Raw genomic sequence first — 20,452 nt, 5'->3', positions numbered from 1 at the left:
TGAGCCGCACTTCGGCTCCGTGCGAGCGGTCAGGCACGCAGGACAGCGACCGCTTCGACTTCGAAGAGCATCCCGTCCAGCGCCAGCCGAGGAACGGGAATGAGCGTACAGGTCGGCTTCATGCCGCCGCTCCAGGCCGCGTCCAGCTCGGGGCCGATGATCCTGAGCTTCTCCTCCGTGTGGTCCACCACGAGCATCGTGAGCTTGGCGACATCGCCGACGCCGGCCCCCACGGACTCCAGGGCCGTGCGGACATTCTGGAACGCCTGTCGCACCTGGAGACGGAAGTCGGGCTCGAGGGCCCCGGTCTCACGCTCCCCACCTTGCCCCGCCAGGTAGATGAGCCGGGTGCCGGGCGCCACCTGCGCCACATGCGAGAAGCCGTAGGGCGCCGGGTCGAACAGTCCCTTGGGATTCGTCAGGACCAGCGGCGACGTCTTCGAGGGTTCAGCGGTCTGTCCCATGGTTCACCTGGAGGAGACCTGGAGGCGACTCATCCAGGTTCGGAGTTCGGACCCGAATATGCGAGCGAGCACCCCGAGCTTCAATTGAATCGGGGGCGAGGCCCGCGCGGGTTCCGGCCATGGTCAACGTCGCACGTTCAAGGCCTCCGGCGCGGAGGCGTGAGTGCGCCTCCGCGCCGGGAGTTCAGTGGACCGCGGGCTGCTCCGTGGCGGGTGCCTCGTCGGAGGGTGCCGCGACGGCGAGCTTCTCGTGCTTGTCGCGGGCGCGCTCCAGTGCCTGGTCGATGCTGAAGCTCGCGGGGCGCTGACGGGGCGGGAACCGCTCGAAGGTCTTCAGGAACTCGCCGACAATCTCTTGCGCGGGAACCAGGGCGAACCCGCGCTCGGCGAACCAGCGGTCGTAATACATGGAGGCGTCGGTGTCGGCCCGTTCGAAGGGGTCGCTCCGGAGGTTGAAGAGCTTCGGGATGCGCAGCTCCGCGAGCGGCTCTCGCCAGACGCTCAAGCCGTGGGCTCGCTGCTCCATGAAGACGACCTTCCAGGCGCCAACGCGCAGCGCCATCAGGTCCCCGTCGTCGCTCCAGTAGAAGAAGCCGCGACGCGGGTTCTCCTTCACCTCGCCCTTGAGGAAGGGCAGCAGGTTGTAGCCGTCGATATGGACGTTGAACGTCTTGCCGCCAGCTGTGTGGCCGCGCTCCAGCTTCTTGACGATGTCGGCCTCGCCAGCCGCCGCGAGCAGCGTGGGCAGCAGGTCGGTGTGCGAGAACATCTCGTTCGACACGGCCCCCGGCTCGATGACCCCCGGCCAGCGGATGACGCAGGGGACTCGCCAGCCACCTTCCCAGTTGGTGTCCTTCTCGCCGCGGAACGGAGTGCTGCCGCCATCCGGCCAGCTCATCACCTCCGCGCCGTTGTCGGTCGAATAGATGACGAGGGTGTCGTCGGCGATGCCGAGCTGGTCCAGCTTGTCGAGCAGCCTGCCGACGTGCCCGTCATGTTCCACCATGCCGTCCGGGTAGAGCCCCAGCCCGGTGACGCCCTGGGACTCCTTCTTCAGGTGCGTGAAGACGTGCATGCGCGTGGAGTTGAACCAGATGAAGAAGGGTTTGTCGTCCGCATGGGCCCGGTCCATGAAGCCCAGCGTGGCTTCCACGAACTCCTCGTCCACCGTCTCCATGCGCTTCTTCGTCAGCGGCCCCGTGTCCTCGATGCGCTGAGTGCCGTCGGGGTTGGCGAAGCAGTGCAGCACGCCGCGCGGCCCGTAGCGCTGACGGAAGCCCGGGTCCTTGGGGTAGTCCGCGTTCTCCGGCTCCTCCTCCGCGTTGAGGTGGTAGAGGTTGCCGAAGAACTCGTCGAAGCCGTGCACCGTGGGCAGGTACTCGTCGCGGTCGCCCAGGTGGTTCTTGCCGAACTGGCCGGTGGCGTAGCCCTGCGGCTTGAGGAGGTCCGCGATGGTCGGGTCCTCGGCCTGGAGCCCCAGCTTCGCGCCGGGCAGCCCCACCTTGGTGAGGCCCGTGCGGATGGGGGACTGACCGGTGATGAAGGCCGCGCGGCCCGCCGTACAGCTCTGCTGTCCATACCAGTCGGTGAAGCGCGCGCCCTCCTTCGCGATGCGGTCGATGTTCGGGGTGCGGTAGCCCATCGCCCCTTGGTGGTAGCAACTGGGATTGAACCACCCGATGTCGTCTCCCCAGATGACGAGAATGTTCGGTTTCTTCTTCTTCTTCATGACGTCTCCCCCGCGCCGTGGGCGACTGGCTCCTGGACGTCATGAAGGTGGGGGGGGCAGGGGGAGGAGGCAAAGCTGGTGACGGTCAGATGCTCGCTGTGGCTGCTCCCCTGGGGCCTCCGCATGGCCCTGCGTTCGTTCCTGTCGTCGACACTTCAGCGTAGCGCCGCGGGGCAGGTCGCGGGCTCGAGGTAGAAGGCTTCCCACGAGCCACCGTCGGTGGGATTGCAGATGCCCCCGTTGCCGCCATTGCCACTCTGGATGGGAGCGCCCGTGGTGACTTCCTTCCAGTTGCGCGCGGTGCCTGTCGACGCCTCGAAGCCATATCGATTGCGGCCGCCGTGGATGCCGCAGTCGTGGCGGGTGAACGGCTCCGCCGTGGTGAGCGTGGCGCTGGCGGTGAGCTGGTCCGTGACCACCGCCAGGAACGCGCCGCTGGCTCCCTTGAGCTTGTATTTCGCGCCGCTCGTGACGAGCTCGAAGACTTCGCCACTGGCCTGCGTCGTGCCGAGGGCGGCCACCTTTCCAGCGCCGTCGACGGTGAGCCACTTGTCGCTGCGCTCGCTCTGGATGCGGAAGCAGCCCGAGCCGCCGCTGGTCTCGGTGCGGCATGCCGCATCGCAGCCATCGCCCGACTGGGTGTTGCCGTCGTCGCATTGCTCGCCGCTCTCGACGGTGCCGTTGCCGCACACGGGTCCGGTGCTGCCATCCGGGCAGGTCACTGGTTCCAGGTAGAAGCCCTCCCAGGCGCCACCATCACCCGCGTTGCAGGCGCCGCCATTGCCGCCGTCACCGCTCTGGATGGGCCCGTCCGGCGTGGTCTCCTTCCAATGGGGCGCGCTCCCCACCGAGGCCTGGAAGCCGACACGATTGCGCCCGCCATAGCCGCAGGGGAGCTGCGTGAACGACTCTCCGCTGGAGAAGTTGGCGCTCATCGCGAGCTGGTTCGTCACCACCGCCAGGAACGCGTCGCCCGAGCCCTTGAGCTTGTACCGGGTGCCGGTTGGAACGAGCTGGAAGATCTGCCCGCCTGCTTGCGTCGCGCTGCCGGCGACGACCTTGCCGGCGGTGTCGACGATGAGCCACTTGTCGGAGCGCTCGCTTTGAATCTGGTAGCAGCTCCCGCCCGAGGTCTCGACGAACGTGGCCGTGTAGGTGGCCGCGCTGCCAGGCGTGGTGAAGGTGTGTGATTGCGCGCCGCCGTCCGACCATGACGAGAACGCCCAGAATCGTCCGTTCGCGTACTGCGGCGAGTCCACGCCCACCGAGCGGACGACGCCGACCACGCCGGTCGTGGCGTGCGGCGCCGCGAACGGCCGCCCGTCCATCAGCACCTGCAGCCCACCTGGCACGCTGGTCACCTGGAGCGGCACCGTGACGGGGTGTACGTCGCGATACGTCGTGTGGGTGAGGCCAATCGAGTCTCGCACCGTGAGCCGCAGGCGATACCAGACGTTGGCGGAGCTCTCGCCGATGCTGGGGATGGGCCAGCTCCCGCTCGCGACGCCGGTCGTATCGGCCATGGCGGGATGCGTGTGGGTATCGTGATGGAAGGTGATGTTCCAGGTCATCGCGCTCGGCGGCAGCGCGCCATCCTCCAAGTCGCTGGCCGAGCCGGAGAACAGCATGGAGGTGGCCGCGATATAGGTCGCGCCCGCGACCGGAGTCGCGATGGTGGCCACCGGCGGCTTGTTGGACGTCACCGTCAGTACCGCCTCGGCGCTGGTGACTGAACCCAGCCCGTTGGTCACGACCACCCGGAAGCGCGCGCCGCTGTCGGCGAGCTGCGCGGCGTTCAGCACGTAGCTCGTCGAGGTCGCGCCGGCGATGTTCCCGCCGTTGCGCTGCCACTGATAGGTGAGAGGTGGCTCGCCGCTCGCGGACACCGTGAAGGTCGCCGGACCGCCGACCGAGACCAACGTGCTCTCCGGGGGCTGCGCGATGCTCGGCGGCAGCGAAGCCGTATAGGCGATGCGACCCACCTGGCCCGTGCCGCGCGCCAGATAGTAGAGCGCGCCGTCGGGCCCGACATCGAGGTCCACGGGCCCCGAGGCGGCCGTCGCGAACAGCGAATTCGCGCCGGTGTTCGGGTCGATGCGCGATATCCAATTGTTGGTGTAGTCCGCGAAGAAGTATTGGCCGACATACGCGCTGGGGAACGCGGAAACCGGTGGGTTGTAGAAGGCCCCGCCCGCGATGCAGTTGCCCGCGGCCGTGCCTGAGCCATGCGGGTACGCGAAGAACGGCGGCGTGAGCCCCGGGCGGTTGGTGAAATAGCCTTCCGTCATCGGCCAGCCGTAGTTGGCGCCGGCCTGACCGCGGTTGATTTCTTCCCAGCCGCCTTCGCCCACGTCGTTGATGAACAGCGTCCCGGTGCCGGGCTGGACGTCGAAGGTGAAGGGATTGCGCAGCCCCATCGCCCAGGTCGCCTTGGCGAGCCCCGTGGCCGTCGCATAGAACGGATTGTCCGTGGGAATGCTCCCGTCCGAGTTGAAGCGCAGCAGCTTTCCAAGCGGCGTGTTCAGGCTCTGCGAGTTGGAGGAGACCGCGTTTTCGCCGACCGAGACGTAGAGCTTGCCGTCGAGTCCGAAGCGAACCGCCCCGCCGTTGTGGTTGGCGGCGTCGAGCGTCGGAAGGTCGGCGAGCACCAGCTCACTTCCGGCAACCGCCACATTGCCGTTGGCGGTGAAGCGACTGACGCGATTGTGAATGCTGCCGGCGACCGACGTGTAATAGACATACAGGTAATGGTTGTTTTCGAAGTTGGGGTCGAACGCGACGCCCATCAGTCCCCGCTCGTTGCCGGTGTCCACGGCGAGCGTCAGGAACGGAGTCGCGAGGAGCTGGCCGTTCTGGACGATGCGCAGCGAGCCGTTCTTCTCCGAGACGAACAGGCGCCCGTCGGGCGCGAAGGTCATGGTGGTGGGCCCCTGGAGGCCACTGACGTAGACGGAGTCGGCGAAGTTGGCGTCTTGAATGACCGCGCCCGCGCGAGCGCTCGCGAGCTCTGAGGGCTCCGGCGTCGACGGCATCGAGCAGCCCACGACGAGGGAGAAGACCGCCCACACGACGAAGATCGGCCTGGGGCACCACGCTCCTACACTCGTTCTCACCTGTGATGGCATCGCGACCTCTCCCGGTTGAACAGCCTCACGCGGCCCCTGGGGCTGCGTGAACGTTGATGGCGCTGTCCTGGTTTACATTGAAAGACTGTTTAGCGGGAGTGGCATGAAACCCAGAGCGACTGACAGGCATAAAGTTCGAGGGTAGGTGAACGGGCGGAGGTGCGGGTGCGCCGCTTCCTTTCATGTCAGGGAATGAATTGGGGGGCTGGCGCCAACGGGCTGCCGGACGAATCGACGACGACCGACTCCAGGCTGCCGATGATGCGGATGCCCTCCGTACCTCCAGCCGGGCAGTTTTCACCGCGGCTGAACATGAAGATGCTCGCGCCTCCGAACCCAGCCCCTCCTTCATTGACGTCCACGGTCGAGACGCCCGAGTACGCTTCCAGGCCGCTGGCGGTATATGCCTTCACGAACACCTGATGCTGCCGCCCCACGGGGACATCCATGATGGCCCCCTGAATGGCGTCGTTCACCACTTCGATGGGCACGGGGGCGATGTTGCGAACCGGCCCCATCACGGATGCAGTCGCCGTCATGACGCCGCAGGGGTCTGTCGCCAGGGGGACATGCACCTGGATGGCGTACTGGGTTGCATTCGCATCCTTTTCGGCGCCCGCCTCGTCACCACAGGCCCCCAGCAGCGCACAGCTTCCTCCCAGCAGCATGTTCCACATGGCTCGCTTCATATTCCCTCTCAAGTCGAGCATTGCCTCGCGCTCGGCCGGACATGCTAACCCAACATGCTGTTCGAAACGGCGACTGCCCTTGCCGCCGCGCGAGCCGCGGTGCTGAACGTGCCCGCGGGGCGCTCACTTGCCCTGGAAGGGCTTGAGGAGCTGTGCCCGATAGCCCACAGGGAAGTCCGGCTCCTTGGCGATGCCGAGGTCGTCCGAGGAGAACCGCCGCTCGGGTGTGTAGAACCACGTGCCCAACAGGGTGTCCCAGAGATGGGTGAACAGTCCGAAGTTGACGTCGCCGACGCCTCCCCACTTGAGGTGATGGAAGCGGTGTCCCGCATTGAGGGCCAGCACGTACTTCAGCCGTCCCACCGTGTAGTCCGCGTTCGAGTGCTGCATCAGGAGCTGCACGACCGTGAGTGCGGCGAGCGCTGTCGCGACGCTCGAAGGAAGCCCGATGAGCAGCAGTGGCGCCACGCCCACCGTCAGCTCCAATGCCTGGTGGAGCGGATGCTTCATCAGCCCGTTGAAGCCGTAGAAGCGCTTCACGGAGTGATGCACGGCGTGGAATCTCCAGAGGGCCGGCACGCGGTGGCTCAGCCAGTGCGTCAAGGTGACGCCGAAGTCGAAGACGAGCACGGCGAAGAGGACCTGGAGGACGAATGGCCACTCATGAGGCCACGCGTCGTACAGACGCACCCAGCCTGAAAGAAAGGGCAGCGCGAGCACGGCCAGGACATTGGAGGCTTCGTTGACGAGGAAGTGGAGGAGGTCTCGACCGACGTCTCCATGAGAACGATTCCAGTCGGGCTCGTAGGGGATGGCGCGCTCCGCCAGGAAGGAGGCTCCAATGGCTGCCAGGAGGAGGCCGCCAAGCCACGCCTTCGAGGCACCGCCGTGGGCCAGTGCCAGGGCCGCGCCATTGACACCCAGGAGCATGAAGAGCGGGTAGCCCACGCGGAGCGCCTGGCGCGCCGGGGATGTTGAAGAGGCTTCGAGGGGAGTTGTCAGCATGGGAGGAGGGTGGCATCGCCGCACCTCCGCTGACTTGGAAGAACTGGCTACTTGCTGGGCGCGAGCGGCTCGCTCACCCACCCGATGCCCCGCGCGATCTCCGATGGGGCCAGTCCGAACATGCGGTGGAATGTGTTGCTGAGGTGTGAGCTGTCCGTGAAGCCCGCGACGTGAGCTGCCTGTGTGAGGGTGGCGCCGCCTTGGAAGGCTTCGGTGGCCCGGCGGAGGCGAAGCCAGAGGATGTAGGGACGCAACGGGATGCCCACGCTGGTGGAGAAGAGATGTCCCAACCGGCTCGCGGACAGTCCTACTTCCCGCGAGAGAGCGCTCTGGCTCACATCGCCCGCCTCGATGCGGCTCGGGAGAAGTTCAATGAGGCGCTTGATGGCCGGGTGAATCGGACCGGGAGAGGTCTCCTCGCCCACGAGCTGAGCCAGCAGCGCCTCCACGAGTCGCGTCCAGTCCTCCGCGCGCACCGACTCGGTGGGGAGGGGGACGCGAAGCAGTGGCGTCCCCGTCTGAATCCACGCCGCCGAGGACTCGCCCACCTCGAGCCGCCGCAACCCGCGACCTCTCCGGTCGTCCGGGTCCACGAAGACGAGCAACGCACGCGCTGTCCCTCGCTCGATGCGATGGGGGGTGTCCGGAGGAATGACGGCCACCTGTCCCTCCGTGCGGCACCCCTGCGCATCCACGAGAGGGAGCGGTTCTTCGGTGGCGCGGATGAGCTGGAACGCGTGATGCGCATGCTCCTGGGTGGGGCCAATGGTTCCCCAGTACGCCAGCCAGCGCGGGCCTACCATCGCATGGCCGAGCCATCTCTTCTCTCGCGGCACGCCCGTCTTCTACCAGGACTGGAGCTCCGCGTTCCTCCCTGTCCATGGAATGGAGTGCGCCACGACATCTGCTGTCCCAAGGACGCGCCCCGGCTCTATGACGTGGATGGCATCCCCCTGGACGAGTCGGGCCCGCTCCTCATGAGCCACCAGCTCTTCCTCCTCCGCCGCTACCGCGACGGGTTCGTGCAGTACGAGCCTGGGAGGGAGCTCGACATCCCGCTGTCCTTCACGACCCTTCCCAAGCCGCCCGGCTATGACACCTGGGACCTCACGAAACCTCCGCCACGGAGCATCTGTAGATGACGCTCCAGGTGGCGGTCTCCTCGTGGTGGGCGCGCGGCGCCACCGGCAGGTGACGGACTCCTGCTCGCCGAGGGGGTGGGGCTACTTCCCCTGCTGCTTTCGCTCCAACTCCTCGCGGAGGCGGTCCTCCTGCGCGCGCAGCTCGGGCGTGAACTCCTGTCCGAAGTCATCCGCTTCGAACACCGGACGAATCTCGAGCACGCCCTCCTCACCCGGCATCGGGTTCGGGCAGCGGCGCGCCCACTCGACCGCCTCCTCCATCGACCGCACCTGCCACAGCCAGTAGCCGGCAATCAGCTCCTTGGTCTCGGTGAAGGGGCCATCGACGACGCTCGGCTTCTTGCCGTCCTGGAAGACCAGCCGCTTGCCCTTGCTGCTGGGGTGGAGGCCTTCGCCAGCGAGCATGATTCCCGCCTTCACCAGTTCCTCGTTGTACTGGCCCATCGCCGCGAGCATCTCTTCCTTCGGCATGATGCCCTTCTCGGAATTAGGGCTCGCCTTCACGACCACCATCACGCGCATGTTCGTCTCCTGGTTCGAAGGCAGGAGTGTTCCCGCCCTTCAACCTGGCGACGAGTCTCCGCGCGGCAGATCGACATGGCCCACGACTTTTTCGAAAGCCATGTGATTACAGGCGGTTGCGCGTAAGCCGCGCGTGCCGGTCCTTGACGCGGACTCGGCCTCCTCAGGATGCAGCGACCGGAATCTGGGAAGGCCCCGCCTCGTACATCGACTCAATCAACGCCGCGTATTTCCGTGCGACGGCGTGGCGCTTGACCTTCAGCGACGCCGTGAGCTCGTCACCATCCACCGTGAACGGACCGGGCGACACGCGGAACGTCTTGATGCGCTCGAAGGACGCCAGGTTCGAGTTCGTCTCCGCGACCAGGGTCTGCAGGACGCTGGTGATTCGAGGGTGCGTGGGGTCCGCCGGAATGCCCTCGCGTCGAGCCACCACGGCGAGTATCTCCGTGTCGAGCGCGAACAAGGCCGTGCAGTAATTCCGCCCCTCACCCATGACGACGGCCTCCTGGACGAGCGGGTTTCGCTTGAGCTGGGCCTCGATCTTCAGCGGCGCGACGTATTTGCCACCGCTCGTCTTGATCAGCTCTTTCTTCCGCCCGGTAATCCGAACGAATCCCTCCGCATCGATGGAGCCGAGATCTCCCGTCCGGAACCATCCGTCCTCATCGAAGGCATCACCCGTTGCATCCGGACGATTCAAGTACCCCCGGGAGATGTTTGGCCCGCGAGCCAGCAGCTCACCATCCGACCCCAGCTTGAGCTCGCATCGCTTGAACGGCCTTCCAACGGTCCCTGGACGCACGTCCTCCTTGCGATTGACCGTCAACCCAGGGCACGTCTCCGTCAGTCCATAGGCTTCCAGGACGGTCAGCCCCAAGGAAAGAAAGAACATCTGCACATCGACGCGAAGCGCGGCGGCTCCCGAGAGGAGAACGGAGGCGTTGTCCAACCCCAGCCGTGCGCGCAGCTTCGCCAACACGAGGCGTTCCGCCAATCCCCGCTGAGCCGCCAGCAACACCGGCAGCGGCTTGCCGGCGGAGCCCTGGGTCGCGACTTGATGACCCACGCGCAGGGCCCATTCCAGAAGCCATCGTCGCAGGCCGTGCTCGCTCTCGATGGCGCTCGTGACCTTCGCCATCATCTTCTCGAAGACACGGGGCGCCGCCGGGAAGAACCCGGGGCGCGCGGCGACAAGGTCCGCTGCCAGCGTGGGCACCGACGACATGACCAGCGGCGCGCCGAAGAACGGACCCGCGAACTCCACCATGCGTCCGAAGGAGTGCGCGGCGGGGAGGAATAGAAACAAGCCGTGCTTGAGCACGTTGTCATCCAACAGCCCCGCGTCCGCGACGTCTTCGAGCATCGCCAACATGTTGTCGTGGGTTTGAATCACCGCCTTCGGGGCTCCGGTGGTTCCCGAGGTATAGGTGAAGGTCGCGACGTGCTCGCGTCGAATCAGCGACGCTCGTCGGCGCATCTCACCCTCCAGCGCCGCGCGTCGGGCGCGACCCCGGGCCTCCAGGCTCTCCAGGCTCTCCCAATCATCCGAGGGAGCAAGCCCGGCCGGATGGAGGACCACCACCTTCGCTCGGGCACCGAGTTCGTCCGGCGAGTAGCGCCTGTCGAAGAACGTGAAGCCCTTGCGAAAGGCTCGCACCTTTTCGAGCTGACTCCCGTCGTCCACGACGATGAGCTGTGCCGCGGTGTCCACGTGCATGTAGCCCACCTCTTCGGGCAGCAGGCTCGCGTAGACGGGCACCGTCTTGAGACCGACGCTCAGGGCGGCGAAGTCGACGAGACACGACTCCATCGTGGTGTTTCCGACGATGGTGATGCACGCGCCATCATCCACCTGACCGGCGCTCAACAACCCCGCCGCGATGGCTTCGATGCGCGCTGGCAACTCCGACCAGGGGACGTCGACATAGGCCTCGCCCCGGCGTACACGGAATGCGACGCACTGCGGCGACGTTCGCGCCCGGTCGAGAATCATCTGGGAGAGGGACGGGTGTTCGTGGGCCATCAGGCCACCTCTGTTCGAACGAAGAGTCATCGGGACGGGCGGGGTAGGGGACAGGGGAGCGGCGGGGTTCAACGCACCAAGCTAGGTGCGGCGCCCACGTCCACGCTTGTATGATTCTGCAGATGCAGAGCCACTTGTTGATGGGCGGAGGGAGATCTCTGTACGTCGGCCGCTTCCACGAGCTGCCCAGGCATCGGTTCGCCGCCAACGCCGTTCTCGTGGGGCTCGATGATGCGTTCGACCTCATCGACGGTGACGGCCGCGTCGAGCACCACGAAGCCGCCTTCGTGCGCGGGTGGCAGTGGCATGCGCTCGACTTTCATGGTGGACGCGCGGCCGTGCTGTTTCTGGAGCCCGGCGCGGGCCTCAGCCGTCAGGTGGACGCAGGCGCGTTGCGCGCGGCGGTCGAAACCGCCCTTGTCTCGCGAAGGCCCGAACCCTGGACCGAACTCTTCCAGAACGCCTTGAATCTGGGCCCCTGTCCGCTGACGGTCGACGCACGCATCGCTCGCATCGCCGCGTTTCTTTCCACACCCACTGACAAACCCTCCGATGCGATGACCATGGCGCGGCGGGTGGGGGTCTCCACGTCCCTTGTCGAACACCGATTCAGGGAACAGTTCGGCGTCCCGTTGGGTGCCTTTCGCGCCTGGCACCGGATGCAAGCGGCCACCGCGCTCGCGCTCAGAGGCCGAAGCCTCACCGAGGTCGCGCACGCCGCGGGCTTCTGCGATTCGGCCCATTTCTCCCGACTGTTCAGCAGGATGTTCGGCTTGCCGCCCTCGAAGGTCTTCACCCATGGCCTCTCGGGCACCGTCTTCGACGCACGAGGACCCCGCTGAGCGTCACGGTCGATGTCCGAATCTTCATTCCGGCATCCACCGCGCGATGTCAGTATGTCCTCCGCGCCCCAATCGTTTCAGCGACTGACGCGGCCAGGAGGCCAGCAACCCACCTCCAGGGACTGTGGCTCATGGAGGAAGTGATGCGACGGCTTGGAATGGTGCTGGGGCTCCTGGGGTGCGTGGGATGCGCGACCCTCACGCGAGGTATCGACACCCAGTACAACCCGGAGACGGGTCGGTACGAGACGCCCACGCACGAGCTCGTCTATCAGGTGCCCGTCGAGGACGCGCTGATGACGGTCCGATACCTCCTGGAGAAGGACCACTACGACGTGATGGAGAAGGAGGGGGGACTGGAGCTGTTCTCCTCCTTCATTCCGGAGGTCATCCCCCCCGAGCGCTACTACATCAAGGGAGAGCGGCTCGGGCCCCGGCAGGCACTCGTTCGAGTCTTTCGCCTCAGGTATTCGGCGGAGGGGGGCGCCTCCAGCGCGGAGGTCTCCGGTCGGACCCGCGACCAGGTCTCCGTGCCCGCCATGTCGGAGGCCTTCAACAACATCCCGGGGCTGGAGGGCTACCGGCCGGCGCACGGCTACCGCGACATGAGCGTCGAGCAGAAGCTCCTGGAGCGGCTGGAGATGGCCCCCGCGCTGGAGCTGGTGGATGGCAATCCCCCTGTTCCCCTCCGCTCGGTGGTGATGGAGAGCGCGGGCGAGGAGGGTGGGGCCCCCGTCGCCGCCATCGCTCCCGCGTGTGGTGCCCCCGTGGAGGGCGCCTCGTCCTTGTTCGCGGCGGGAGGTGTCCTGCTCGTGGCGGACCCGCTGGGCACGCAGGAGGTGCCGTCCGCGGCGCTGCGGATGTTGTGCGAGGCCACGGCCCAGGCGCTGCCGGTGACGCTGGCGCTGTCCATTCCCGTCTCCGAGCAGCCGCTCCTCGAGCGCTACCTCGCCAGCGACGGCGCTTCATCGGCCGTTCAGGATCTCCTCTCGGGGAGCGCCTTCTGGCGCCGGGCCTACCAGGACGGGCGCAGCAGCCGCGCCATGCTGTGGCTCGTCGAACAGGCCCGCCGCTTGCGCGTCTCCGGAAAGGACGTGGCCGTGGCCGCCATCGACGCCGACAGGGCCCAGGGCAATGAACGCGAGGCGCAGATGGCCCAGCACCTGCTGAACGCCCAGGCGAAGCGCCCCCAGTCCTGGACGCTGGTGCTCGCGGGCAGCGTCCATGCTCGCACCACGGAGGTGAACTGGGATGGCGACTTCGAGCCCATGGGCGTTCGCGTGGCGCGCGCCCTGTCTTCTTCGGTGCGTGCCCTGGACGTGGGCTTCCAGCGCGGCACCCAGTTCGTCTGCCGCTACGACGTCTGGGACGAGGACGTGGAGTGCAACGTCTTCGGCATCAGCCCGACGCTCGAGGCACGGCAGGCCTCCACGCAGGCCGCGGGCCTGACGCTCTTCACCTCCCAGCAGCCCCACGGCTTCCACGGCCGGCTCTACCTGGGCGCGCTGACCGCATCACCGCCCGGGCTCCAGGCGCCGCGCCAGCCCACTCCGGTCAACCCCGTGCCCGCCACGAAGTGATTCCGCCGCGGGCGAACAGGGGGGCGCGAGGCTCGATGAGCAGTCCGAGTAACGGCCTGCTTATCGAGAAGTGGGTGACGAGCGGACTCGGTGTCGAGGCCGCTCGGGCGCCGTCACAGCGGCGTATTGACTGAGACTCCCTCGCGGCCGGACGCCCACTCGCGCAAGTACGTGTTGAGTTCCCCGAAGAATGACACCGACACCAGGTCCGCCACCGCGAAGAGTTCGCGGAGCAGCGAACCGACATGGTTGTTATGTGTTTCGGCCGCGTCGGCGTCGACGTACTCCTCGATGATCGAAAAATGACCGGGCTTCTGCGTGGTGAACCACTGATAGCGCAGCGTTCCCGGCTCGGTCGCGGCGACGGAGGCCAAGGCCCGCGCCACTCGCAGGAACTCAGTCTCCCCGTCGGTCCGTGCTCTGAACTCGCATAGAACCACAAGACTCATACGATGCTCCTACGAAGGCCGTGCTTGGAGGGTCGGTTTTCGGTGTGCCACGCGGCGGGCTCGAAGTCGTTTGATAACGTGCTGCATGCCGCGATGGCGAGCAGAAGTTGCGCGCCTGGGTACACGGTCAAGAGGTCTTCCTGGCAGTGCGCTACCGCGGCGCATGTCAGGGCTTCAGTCTCGATCCGGCGCCCCGAGGGGAAAGTTCGGCCTGAACCACCGCGCCTCGTCCACCGCCCGGGCGAAGGACGGGCGGGCAAGCAACCGGGCCCGGTAGGCGCGCAGCAGGGGGAAGGCCTCGGAAATCGGATGCGTCCAGTCCGCGTAGAAGAGCGAGGGGGCGGCCGCGCAGTCCGCGAGCGTGAAGTCCGCACCGGCGGCCCAGGTCGTGCCGCCAATCCGTCCTTCGAGCCACGCGTAGGCGAGCTCCAGCTTTTGCGCGGCAAAGGCCAGGCCTTCCTGGCGCTTCACCGAATCACCCGTCAGCGCGCCGTCCACCGCGCGCTGCACCGGAGTCATGACGTGCAGGTCGAAGAAGCGGTCGAGGAAGCGCACGTCCAACGCGGCCATCGGCTCCGAGGGGAGCAGTCGCACCGGCCCGGGATGCACGAGCTGCAGGTACTCGATGATGACGCTGGTCTCGACGATGTTGCGCTCGCCGTCCACCAGCAGCGGGAACTTGCGCAGCGGCCAACGTTGAAGCCACTCGGCCGAGTGCTGCGGCGTATCCGGCCCGAGGCTGCGGAAATCGAAGGGCGTACCGTTCTCGTACAGCGAGATGAGCACTTTCTGCGTGTACGAGGAGAAGCAATGACCATAGAGCGCGAGCGACATCGTGAGGCCTCCAGGAACCAGTTGCATGTTGCAATGGGTTGATTTCTGCCCGAGGCACTTGCAGATTGCAAGTGGTGACTTCAGGAGACTCGCTGTGCCCCACACGAAACGATCTGGCTGTCCGATCAACCTCACACTCGAACAGCTGGGCGACCGCTGGAGTCTGATCGTCATCCGCGACGTCATGTTCGGGAACAGGTGCACCTACGGCGAGCTGCTCGCGCAGAGCGAGGAGGGCATCGCGTCGAACATCCTCGCGGACCGGCTGAAGCGGCTGACCGCGTCCGGCCTGCTGACGCGACGAAGCGCTCCGGAACACAGGCAGAAGGGGATCTACAACCTCACGGAACCGGCCATCCAGCTCGTGCCCCTGCTCGCGCAGATGGGGGCCTGGGGCCGCCGGCATACCCGGCCGAGCAAGGAGTTGTCGGTCCGCGCGGAACTGCTGGAGAAGGGCGGCCCGCCTCTGTGGAATGCGTTCATGGAGGAGCTGCGCCACCTGCATCTGGGGGCGCCCCGCCCAGTGCGCTCGGTGTTCGGTGAACTCCAGGCCGCCTACGAAAAGGCCTGTGCGCGCCGCGGCGGCGCGCCCCACGCTGACGAGCCTTGAGCGAGGTTGGCGGGCGTGCAGACAGCCTGAGCGCGAATCACGCTCTCCGGTTCAGGAGGGATTTGGGTCCGTGCCTCCGGCGGGAGGGGCCGGGCGCTTCAATGCGCGCGCCTTGCCCAGCGCCTTTTTCGCCAGCATCAGGAAGCCGAGCCCCAGGCCGGCCTGCACGAGGAGGGAGCCGCTACCGCCTCCGAACACGAGTCGCTCGAGCACGCGCAGCACGGAGAGGGTTCCCAGCGCGCCGAGCAGCGTGACCAGCAGGTACCAGAAGATCGCCATCCTTCAACGATAGGTCGGCGCCAGGATGCAGCGCCAGAAACAGCGCTCGAGGGGGCTGCGGGCGACATGGGCGCCGGTGAGCGCCGTGCTCCCGGAACCGCCTGGTCACCCATGGCTCGGCGAGCGAATTTCGGGTAGGCATCACCCGGAGTGGATGAACCGCCTCGGGCGGCGGCCCTGGGGGCTCCGTCAGGCGCGTGGTCGCGATGGGGGACCTCACGTTGAAAGAGCATATGAGACGGATGGCGATGTCGAAGGGGCTCGTGGGCGCCGTCGTATGTGGATGGCTGCTGGCTGCCTGTGGGGGGAATGGCAACGGGCTGCCTGACGGCTCGACGCCGACGGATTCTGGGACGCACACCGAGCGGGATTCCGGCACACCGGAGCAGAAGGACGCAGGCCCGACGGACGCAGGCCCGACGGATGCAGGCCTCGGGGACGCAGGGCCTCTGGAGGACACCTCGCCTCCCGACGCGCCGATGCTCATCGGGACCGCGCCCGCCTCTCCCGCCAATGCCAACGTGCCGCACATCCTGGCCAGGACCGAGCCCGGGGCGCGAGTGCGCCTCTTCACCGTCGCGGGCTGCTCCGGTGTCATTGCCGGCGAGGGCACCGCGGACGCCGAAGGACATGTCTCCATTCCCGTGAGCGTGTTGGACGACGCATGGGCATCCTTCCATGGTCTGGCCATCGACCGGGCCGGGAACGTCTCCGCGTGTTCGCCTCAAGGCGTGACCTACCGCGAGGACAGCACTCCGCCTGCGCTCTCGGGCCTCCGGCTGTCGCCCTCGGAAACCGCCAACGACAACACTCCGCGCCTCATTGGCAGCACGGAGTCGGGAGCCACCGTCCGGCTCTACTTCGATGGAACCTGCTCAGGCACGCCCATCGACAGCCAGGTGGCGGACGCGGCCGGCACGTTCTCCGTTCGCATGTCCGTCCCTGATGACACCGTCACGGCCACCTACGTGACCACCTCCGATGCGGCGGGCAACTCCTCGGCCTGCACCGTGGGCCCCAGCTACCGCGAGGACAGCACGCCGCCCGCGACTCCAGCGCTCGCCACCACCCCCGTTGCTCCCGCCAACCACAACGTTCCGGTCCTCCAGGTCACCACCGAGCCGGGGGCCGCGGTGCGCTTCTTCGCGGGCACGACGTGCCTTGGAGAGGAGTTCGCCTCGCGCGCCGCCGACAACCAGGGGCAGGTCTCCCTGTCGCTCTCCGTGGCCGACAACAGCACGTCGACGTATGTGGCCCAGGCCACGGACGCGGTCGGGAACGTCTCCGCCTGCTCCGCGGCGCTGACGTTCGTCGAGGACAGCACGGCGCCCTCCGAGCTGGCCGCCACGGTGATGGACGGCCTTGCCGGCGCGGAGCTCGAGTATCAGAACAGCAACACGCGCGTCGCGGCTCGCTGGTCCGGCTTCACCGACTCCGTGGGCATCCGGCGCTACGAACTCGCCGTGACGTCCACCGCGGGGTGCCCCGGCAACGCGAGCAGCATCCAGGACGTGGGCGCCACTTCGTCCGCGGAGCTCACGGTGCTCACCCTGGCCGAGCAGCGCTACTCCAGTTGCGTGCGTGCCGTGGATGCCGCTGGGAACACGTCGGGCTGGAAGATGTCGAATGGCTTCATCGTGGACGTCACGCCGCCGCGCGTGGTGTCCGCCACGCCCGCCGCGTCCTCGGTCACGGCCTCGCCCTGGACCGCCATCGAGGTGTCGTTCAGCGAGACGACCCTCGACACCGCCAGCGTGACGCCGACCTCGTTCCACGTCACGGCAAACGGGATGGAGTTGTCCGGAGGCGCGGTGAGCTGCGCGGCGGGAAAGTGCACGCTTGCGCTGACGCTGACGCAGCGGCCGGCCTTCGGTGCGCAGGTGAGCGTCGCCCTCAACGGGGTGAAAGACCTCGCTGGCAACGCGATGACGCCCTCCCACGCCTGGGACTACTCGGTCCGTGCGGCCCAGTGGGGCGCCCCGCTGCTCATCTCGAGCAACTCGAACCGCAAGGTCCCTTCCCCCGTGCTCACGATGGACTCCGCTGGCGTGGCGACGGTCCTGTATGCCAACGAGGGGCTCCGGGCGCGGCGCCACAAGCCAGGCGCGGCCTGGGAGGCGGACCAGGTCGTGGGAACGGGGACCATCGACACTTCACTTCCCAAACCGGGCGCGCTCACGACCCTGTCCAACGGCACCCCTCTTGCCGTGGTGGAGGCGTTGCCGACGGGGGATTTCAGCGCCCGCAGGGCCTACGGCATCCTCGCCACGGGCTCCGACAGCGCCGTCCAGAGCTGGAGTGTGCCGCGATTGCTTGGCGCGAACACGGGGCTGAAGGTGATGGCCCCCCGCGTGATGACAGCTCCCAATCAGGGGGCCCTCGCTGCCTGGGTCGAGGAGAATTCCACGCAGTCCTTCCTGTGGGTGCAGCCGTACGCCGGGAGTTCGGGCTGGGGCACGCCGGTCCTCGTGCGCACCCTCGACGACTCGAACTGGGACTATTCGGTGGACGGCTATGACGTCGGGGTGGATTCGCGCGGGAACGGGGTGTTGGCGTGGTCGGATATCAACGGCCCTCTCCAGTACTCGCGCCAGGGAGCAGGGGGCTGGAGCGTGCCGGCGCGTGGCGAAAGCATCGGAGGCCGCTATCCTCAAATGGCCCTGAACCCGGATGGGACAGGCCTTGCCGTCTGGATTCGCTGGCACCTCGACAACTACCGGCTGTACGCGAACTCCTTCAGTCTCAATTCTGGCTTCAGCGACGAGGAGGTGCCCCTCCACTCGCAGGGGAGCGTCAATGGTGAGCCGCGGGTGGGCGCGGACGCGAACGGCAATGCGTTTGTCGTCTGGAGCCAGAATGGCCCCGGCTCCGAGTGGGGGCTGTGGTGTGCTCGTTACGTGAAGGGCTCGGGCTGGCAGCCGCTCCAGCAACTCGCGACGGACTACGGAGGGGGCAAGGCCCTCCACGTCTCACCCTCGGGCACGGCCACGGTTGTCTATGGCCGCACCGAGGGCTCGGTCACGGCCGTCTGGGCTCGACGCTTCGTGCCCGGCTCGGGCTGGTCCTCCGCCCAGCGGCTCGATGTCGCCACCGTGAAGGGGTACCTCGGGAATATCGAGGTGGCAACCAGCCCTCTCGGGAACGCCGTCGTCGTCTGGCCTCGCCAGGACCTGGACGCGGGCACCGATACCCTGCTCTCGGCCGTCTTCGAGTAGGCCCGCCTGGGTGCTTGCCTCTTGCCCCGGGACTCCCCGGGGCGGAGGACTTGTGGTGAACATGGGTTCCTCTGGCAGGAGAAGGTCTGACGAGGACTCAGCGCCGGCGGGAGGTGCCCGGCTTCCGCGTGCGTGCCGGGCGCCGAACTCCGGACGCCCGCGCCTCGAGCACCTTCGCTTCGGCGAGCAACCACTGACGCAAGGGGCCCAACCGCTCGGCGTGGCGTGGCGTGTCCAGGTAGACGAGGTGATACGCGAAGCCCTCCAGCTCCGGCCCGAATGGCTGCACGAGCGCCCCGCTGGCCAGCTCCTCCGCCACGAGCACGAGGCTGACGAGCGCGATGCCCTGCCCCGCGACAGCCGCCTGGATGGCGTGAGACTCGTCGGAGAATCGCAGCTCGCCGTTCGGGGCGCGGTACCGTCCGCCCGCGCTGGCGAACCACCGGTTCCAGGTCGGAGTCGCATCCTCGACGCGGTGCCACTCGAAGTGGATGAGTGGATGGTGGCCGAGGTCCTCCCGTCCGCGCACCCCCAAGCGCGGACTGCACACAGGCGCGAAGCGGTCCTGAAACAGCAACTCCGAGCGCAGCCCCGCATGCGCCCCCCGGCCATAGCGGATGGCCAGGTCCACTCCTCCCGCCCGCAAGTCCACGGTCTCATCGGAGGCATGAAGCCGCAGGTCCAGGCCAGGGCACGCGGCCCGGAACGCGGGCACGCGCGGCACCAACCACTTCGACGTGAAGGCGACCGTGGACGAGAGCGTGAGGAGCTCCTGGGCGGAGGGCGTCCTGAGCGCTTCGACCCCACGGACCATGGTGTCAAAGCCCTCCCTCAGCGACGGGAAGAGCTCCGCCCCCTCTTTCGTCAGGACCACGCGACGGATGTGCCGTTCGAAGAGCCGCAGCCCGAGCCACTCCTCCAGCTGACGGACCTGGTGGCTGATGGCCGTGGGGGTCACCGCGAGCTCGTCCGCGGCGTTCTTGAAGCTGAGATGCCGTGCGGCCGCCTCGAAGGCCCGAAGCGCCGACAGCGGTGGGAGGTCCCTCATGAAGCACCCATGGATGAATCAGGCTCAGCCATCGCCTGAGGAATACGCGTTTGTCAGGGGAGTGACCAGCCTCTATCTCTCTTCGTGTCCGGTCCGCGCCATGGATGAGCGCGACTCAACCGGAACCCTATTGGAGACACCCCATGGTCAAAATCCTTCATCTCGATTCGAGCGCTCGCCCGGGTGGGTCCGAGCAGGTGCCTCATGGCTCACATACGCGCCGGCTGTCCTCCCGCTTCGTCGCGCGCTGGCGGGCAAGCCGTCCGGGCGACACGGCCGTCTACCGGGACGTCGGGCAGGCACCTCCCACTCCCGTGACGGGACGGTGGATTCACGCGGCGTTCACTGCTCCCGCGAAGCGGGAACCGTGGATGACGGACGTGCTCGCGGAGAGCGACGCGCTGGTGGATGAGCTGCTCGACGCGGACCTCATCGTCGCGGGCGTGCCCATGTACAACTTCAACGTGCCGGCGCAGTTCAAGGCGTACATCGACAACATCATCCGAGTGGGCCGCACCTTCGGGTTCGACCGCTCACGGCCCGGCGAGCCCTACTGGCCCCTGCTGACCGAAGCGCGCAAGAAGCTCGTCATCCTGAGCTCGCGCGGCGACTTCGGCTATGGCCGCGGCGAACGACTCGAGGCCATGAACCATGTCGAGCCGAGCATCCGCACCGCGTTCGGCTACATCGGCATCACGGACATGGACTCCGTGGCGGTCGAATACGACGAGTATGGCGGTGAGCGGCTCGAGCGCTCCATCGCCCACGCGGAGGAACAAGTCGATGTCCTCGTGGCCCGGCTGCTGCGCCTCGCACAGTGACGGAGGTTCGCCGGGCTTCCGCATCGAGTCCGGCGGGACCATTCACAGGCCCCGCCGTCTCGATGCCTCTGC

18 protein-coding genes are annotated in these 20,452 nt (G+C 67.3%); 6 read left to right on the top strand and 12 right to left on the bottom strand.

The genetic code is table 11. The features are described from left to right. Window positions 1-29: 29 nt before the first annotated feature. The 6 genes from HUA75_RS36870 to HUA75_RS36845 form a co-directional block, all read right to left on the bottom strand. Window positions 30-464, bottom strand: a complete 435-nt coding sequence (locus HUA75_RS36870; protein ID WP_141647688.1) for a RidA family protein — start codon at window positions 462-464, stop codon at window positions 30-32. Between the two features lie 184 nt (window positions 465-648). Then, window positions 649-2,193: an arylsulfatase gene (locus tag HUA75_RS36865; protein ID WP_174489071.1), complete on the bottom strand. Its 1,545-nt coding sequence runs from the start codon at window positions 2,191-2,193 to the stop codon at window positions 649-651. A gap of 155 nt (window positions 2,194-2,348) precedes the next feature. Continuing rightward, complete coding sequence (locus tag HUA75_RS36860) at window positions 2,349-5,261, bottom strand: PQQ-dependent sugar dehydrogenase (protein WP_371746276.1); 2,913 nt, start codon at window positions 5,259-5,261, stop codon at window positions 2,349-2,351. Between the two features lie 242 nt (window positions 5,262-5,503). Further along, window positions 5,504-6,007 (bottom strand): hypothetical protein, encoded by a 504-nt coding sequence (locus tag HUA75_RS36855; protein WP_174489069.1) that lies wholly within the window; start codon window positions 6,005-6,007, stop codon window positions 5,504-5,506. Window positions 6,008-6,130: 123 nt separating this feature from the next. After that, entirely contained in the window at window positions 6,131-7,012 is an 882-nt protein-coding gene (locus tag HUA75_RS36850; RefSeq protein ID WP_174489068.1) for a sterol desaturase family protein, read from the bottom strand. Window positions 7,013-7,059: 47 nt separating this feature from the next. Next, entirely contained in the window at window positions 7,060-7,848 is a 789-nt protein-coding gene (locus HUA75_RS36845; RefSeq protein WP_371746275.1) for a helix-turn-helix domain-containing protein, read from the bottom strand. Between the two features lie 54 nt (window positions 7,849-7,902). Between HUA75_RS36845 and HUA75_RS36840 the strand changes: the two genes are divergently transcribed. Beyond that, window positions 7,903-8,154, top strand: a complete 252-nt coding sequence (locus HUA75_RS36840) for a hypothetical protein (RefSeq protein WP_174464106.1) — start codon at window positions 7,903-7,905, stop codon at window positions 8,152-8,154. A gap of 81 nt (window positions 8,155-8,235) precedes the next feature. Here HUA75_RS36840 and HUA75_RS36835 read toward each other — a convergent pair whose 3' ends face one another. Together HUA75_RS36835 and HUA75_RS36830 are read right to left on the bottom strand one after the other, a co-directional pair. After that, a complete protein-coding gene (locus HUA75_RS36835; protein ID WP_174489067.1) occupies window positions 8,236-8,676 on the bottom strand; it encodes a YciI family protein in 441 nt (146 codons plus the stop codon). 163 nt (window positions 8,677-8,839) lie between these two features. Next, the gene (locus tag HUA75_RS36830) at window positions 8,840-10,702 is read right to left on the bottom strand and encodes a long-chain fatty acid--CoA ligase (protein WP_174489066.1); all 1,863 of its coding nucleotides are present in this window, start codon (window positions 10,700-10,702) and stop codon (window positions 8,840-8,842) included. A 110-nt stretch (window positions 10,703-10,812) separates the two neighbouring features. On the opposite strand from HUA75_RS36830, the gene HUA75_RS36825 reads away from it, so the two are divergent. After that, the gene (locus tag HUA75_RS36825) at window positions 10,813-11,544 is read left to right on the top strand and encodes an AraC family transcriptional regulator (protein ID WP_141642126.1); all 732 of its coding nucleotides are present in this window, start codon (window positions 10,813-10,815) and stop codon (window positions 11,542-11,544) included. Window positions 11,545-11,687: 143 nt separating this feature from the next. Next, a complete protein-coding gene (locus HUA75_RS36820; protein ID WP_174489065.1) occupies window positions 11,688-13,124 on the top strand; it encodes a hypothetical protein in 1,437 nt (478 codons plus the stop codon). 113 nt (window positions 13,125-13,237) lie between these two features. Here HUA75_RS36820 and HUA75_RS36815 read toward each other — a convergent pair whose 3' ends face one another. Further along, on the bottom strand, window positions 13,238-13,573 hold the full coding sequence (locus HUA75_RS36815) for a putative quinol monooxygenase (protein ID WP_141642124.1): 336 nt from the start codon (window positions 13,571-13,573) through the stop codon (window positions 13,238-13,240). Window positions 13,574-13,747: 174 nt separating this feature from the next. Next, window positions 13,748-14,407: a glutathione S-transferase family protein gene (locus HUA75_RS36810; protein ID WP_174478477.1), complete on the bottom strand. Its 660-nt coding sequence runs from the start codon at window positions 14,405-14,407 to the stop codon at window positions 13,748-13,750. A gap of 94 nt (window positions 14,408-14,501) precedes the next feature. On the opposite strand from HUA75_RS36810, the gene HUA75_RS36805 reads away from it, so the two are divergent. Next, window positions 14,502-15,017, top strand: coding sequence for a helix-turn-helix domain-containing protein (locus HUA75_RS36805; RefSeq protein WP_174489064.1), 516 nt, complete (start codon window positions 14,502-14,504; stop codon window positions 15,015-15,017). A 51-nt stretch (window positions 15,018-15,068) separates the two neighbouring features. Here the strand turns inward: HUA75_RS36805 and HUA75_RS36800 are convergent, their stop codons facing one another. Then, a complete protein-coding gene (locus HUA75_RS36800) occupies window positions 15,069-15,296 on the bottom strand; it encodes a hypothetical protein (RefSeq protein ID WP_141642121.1) in 228 nt (75 codons plus the stop codon). A gap of 248 nt (window positions 15,297-15,544) precedes the next feature. On the opposite strand from HUA75_RS36800, the gene HUA75_RS36795 reads away from it, so the two are divergent. Further along, a complete protein-coding gene (locus tag HUA75_RS36795) occupies window positions 15,545-18,511 on the top strand; it encodes an Ig-like domain-containing protein (protein ID WP_217446443.1) in 2,967 nt (988 codons plus the stop codon). Window positions 18,512-18,608: 97 nt separating this feature from the next. Here HUA75_RS36795 and gcvA read toward each other — a convergent pair whose 3' ends face one another. Beyond that, window positions 18,609-19,559 carry a transcriptional regulator GcvA gene (gene gcvA / locus HUA75_RS36790; RefSeq protein WP_174489062.1) on the bottom strand — a complete coding sequence of 317 codons (951 nt, stop codon included), beginning with the start codon at window positions 19,557-19,559 and terminating at the stop codon, window positions 18,609-18,611. Window positions 19,560-19,702: 143 nt separating this feature from the next. Between gcvA and HUA75_RS36785 the strand changes: the two genes are divergently transcribed. Next, window positions 19,703-20,380 (top strand): FMN-dependent NADH-azoreductase, encoded by a 678-nt coding sequence (locus HUA75_RS36785; protein WP_174489061.1) that lies wholly within the window; start codon window positions 19,703-19,705, stop codon window positions 20,378-20,380. Window positions 20,381-20,452 lie beyond the last annotated feature (72 nt).

Source organism: Myxococcus sp. CA040A (genome assembly GCF_013336725.1).
In the GTDB taxonomy this organism is placed as follows: Bacteria; Myxococcota; Myxococcia; order Myxococcales; family Myxococcaceae; genus Myxococcus; species Myxococcus llanfairpwllgwyngyllgogerychwyrndrobwllllantysiliogogogochensis.
The sequence above is the reverse complement of the archived record's forward strand: the minus strand, read 5'-3'. Positions and strand labels throughout refer to the sequence as shown.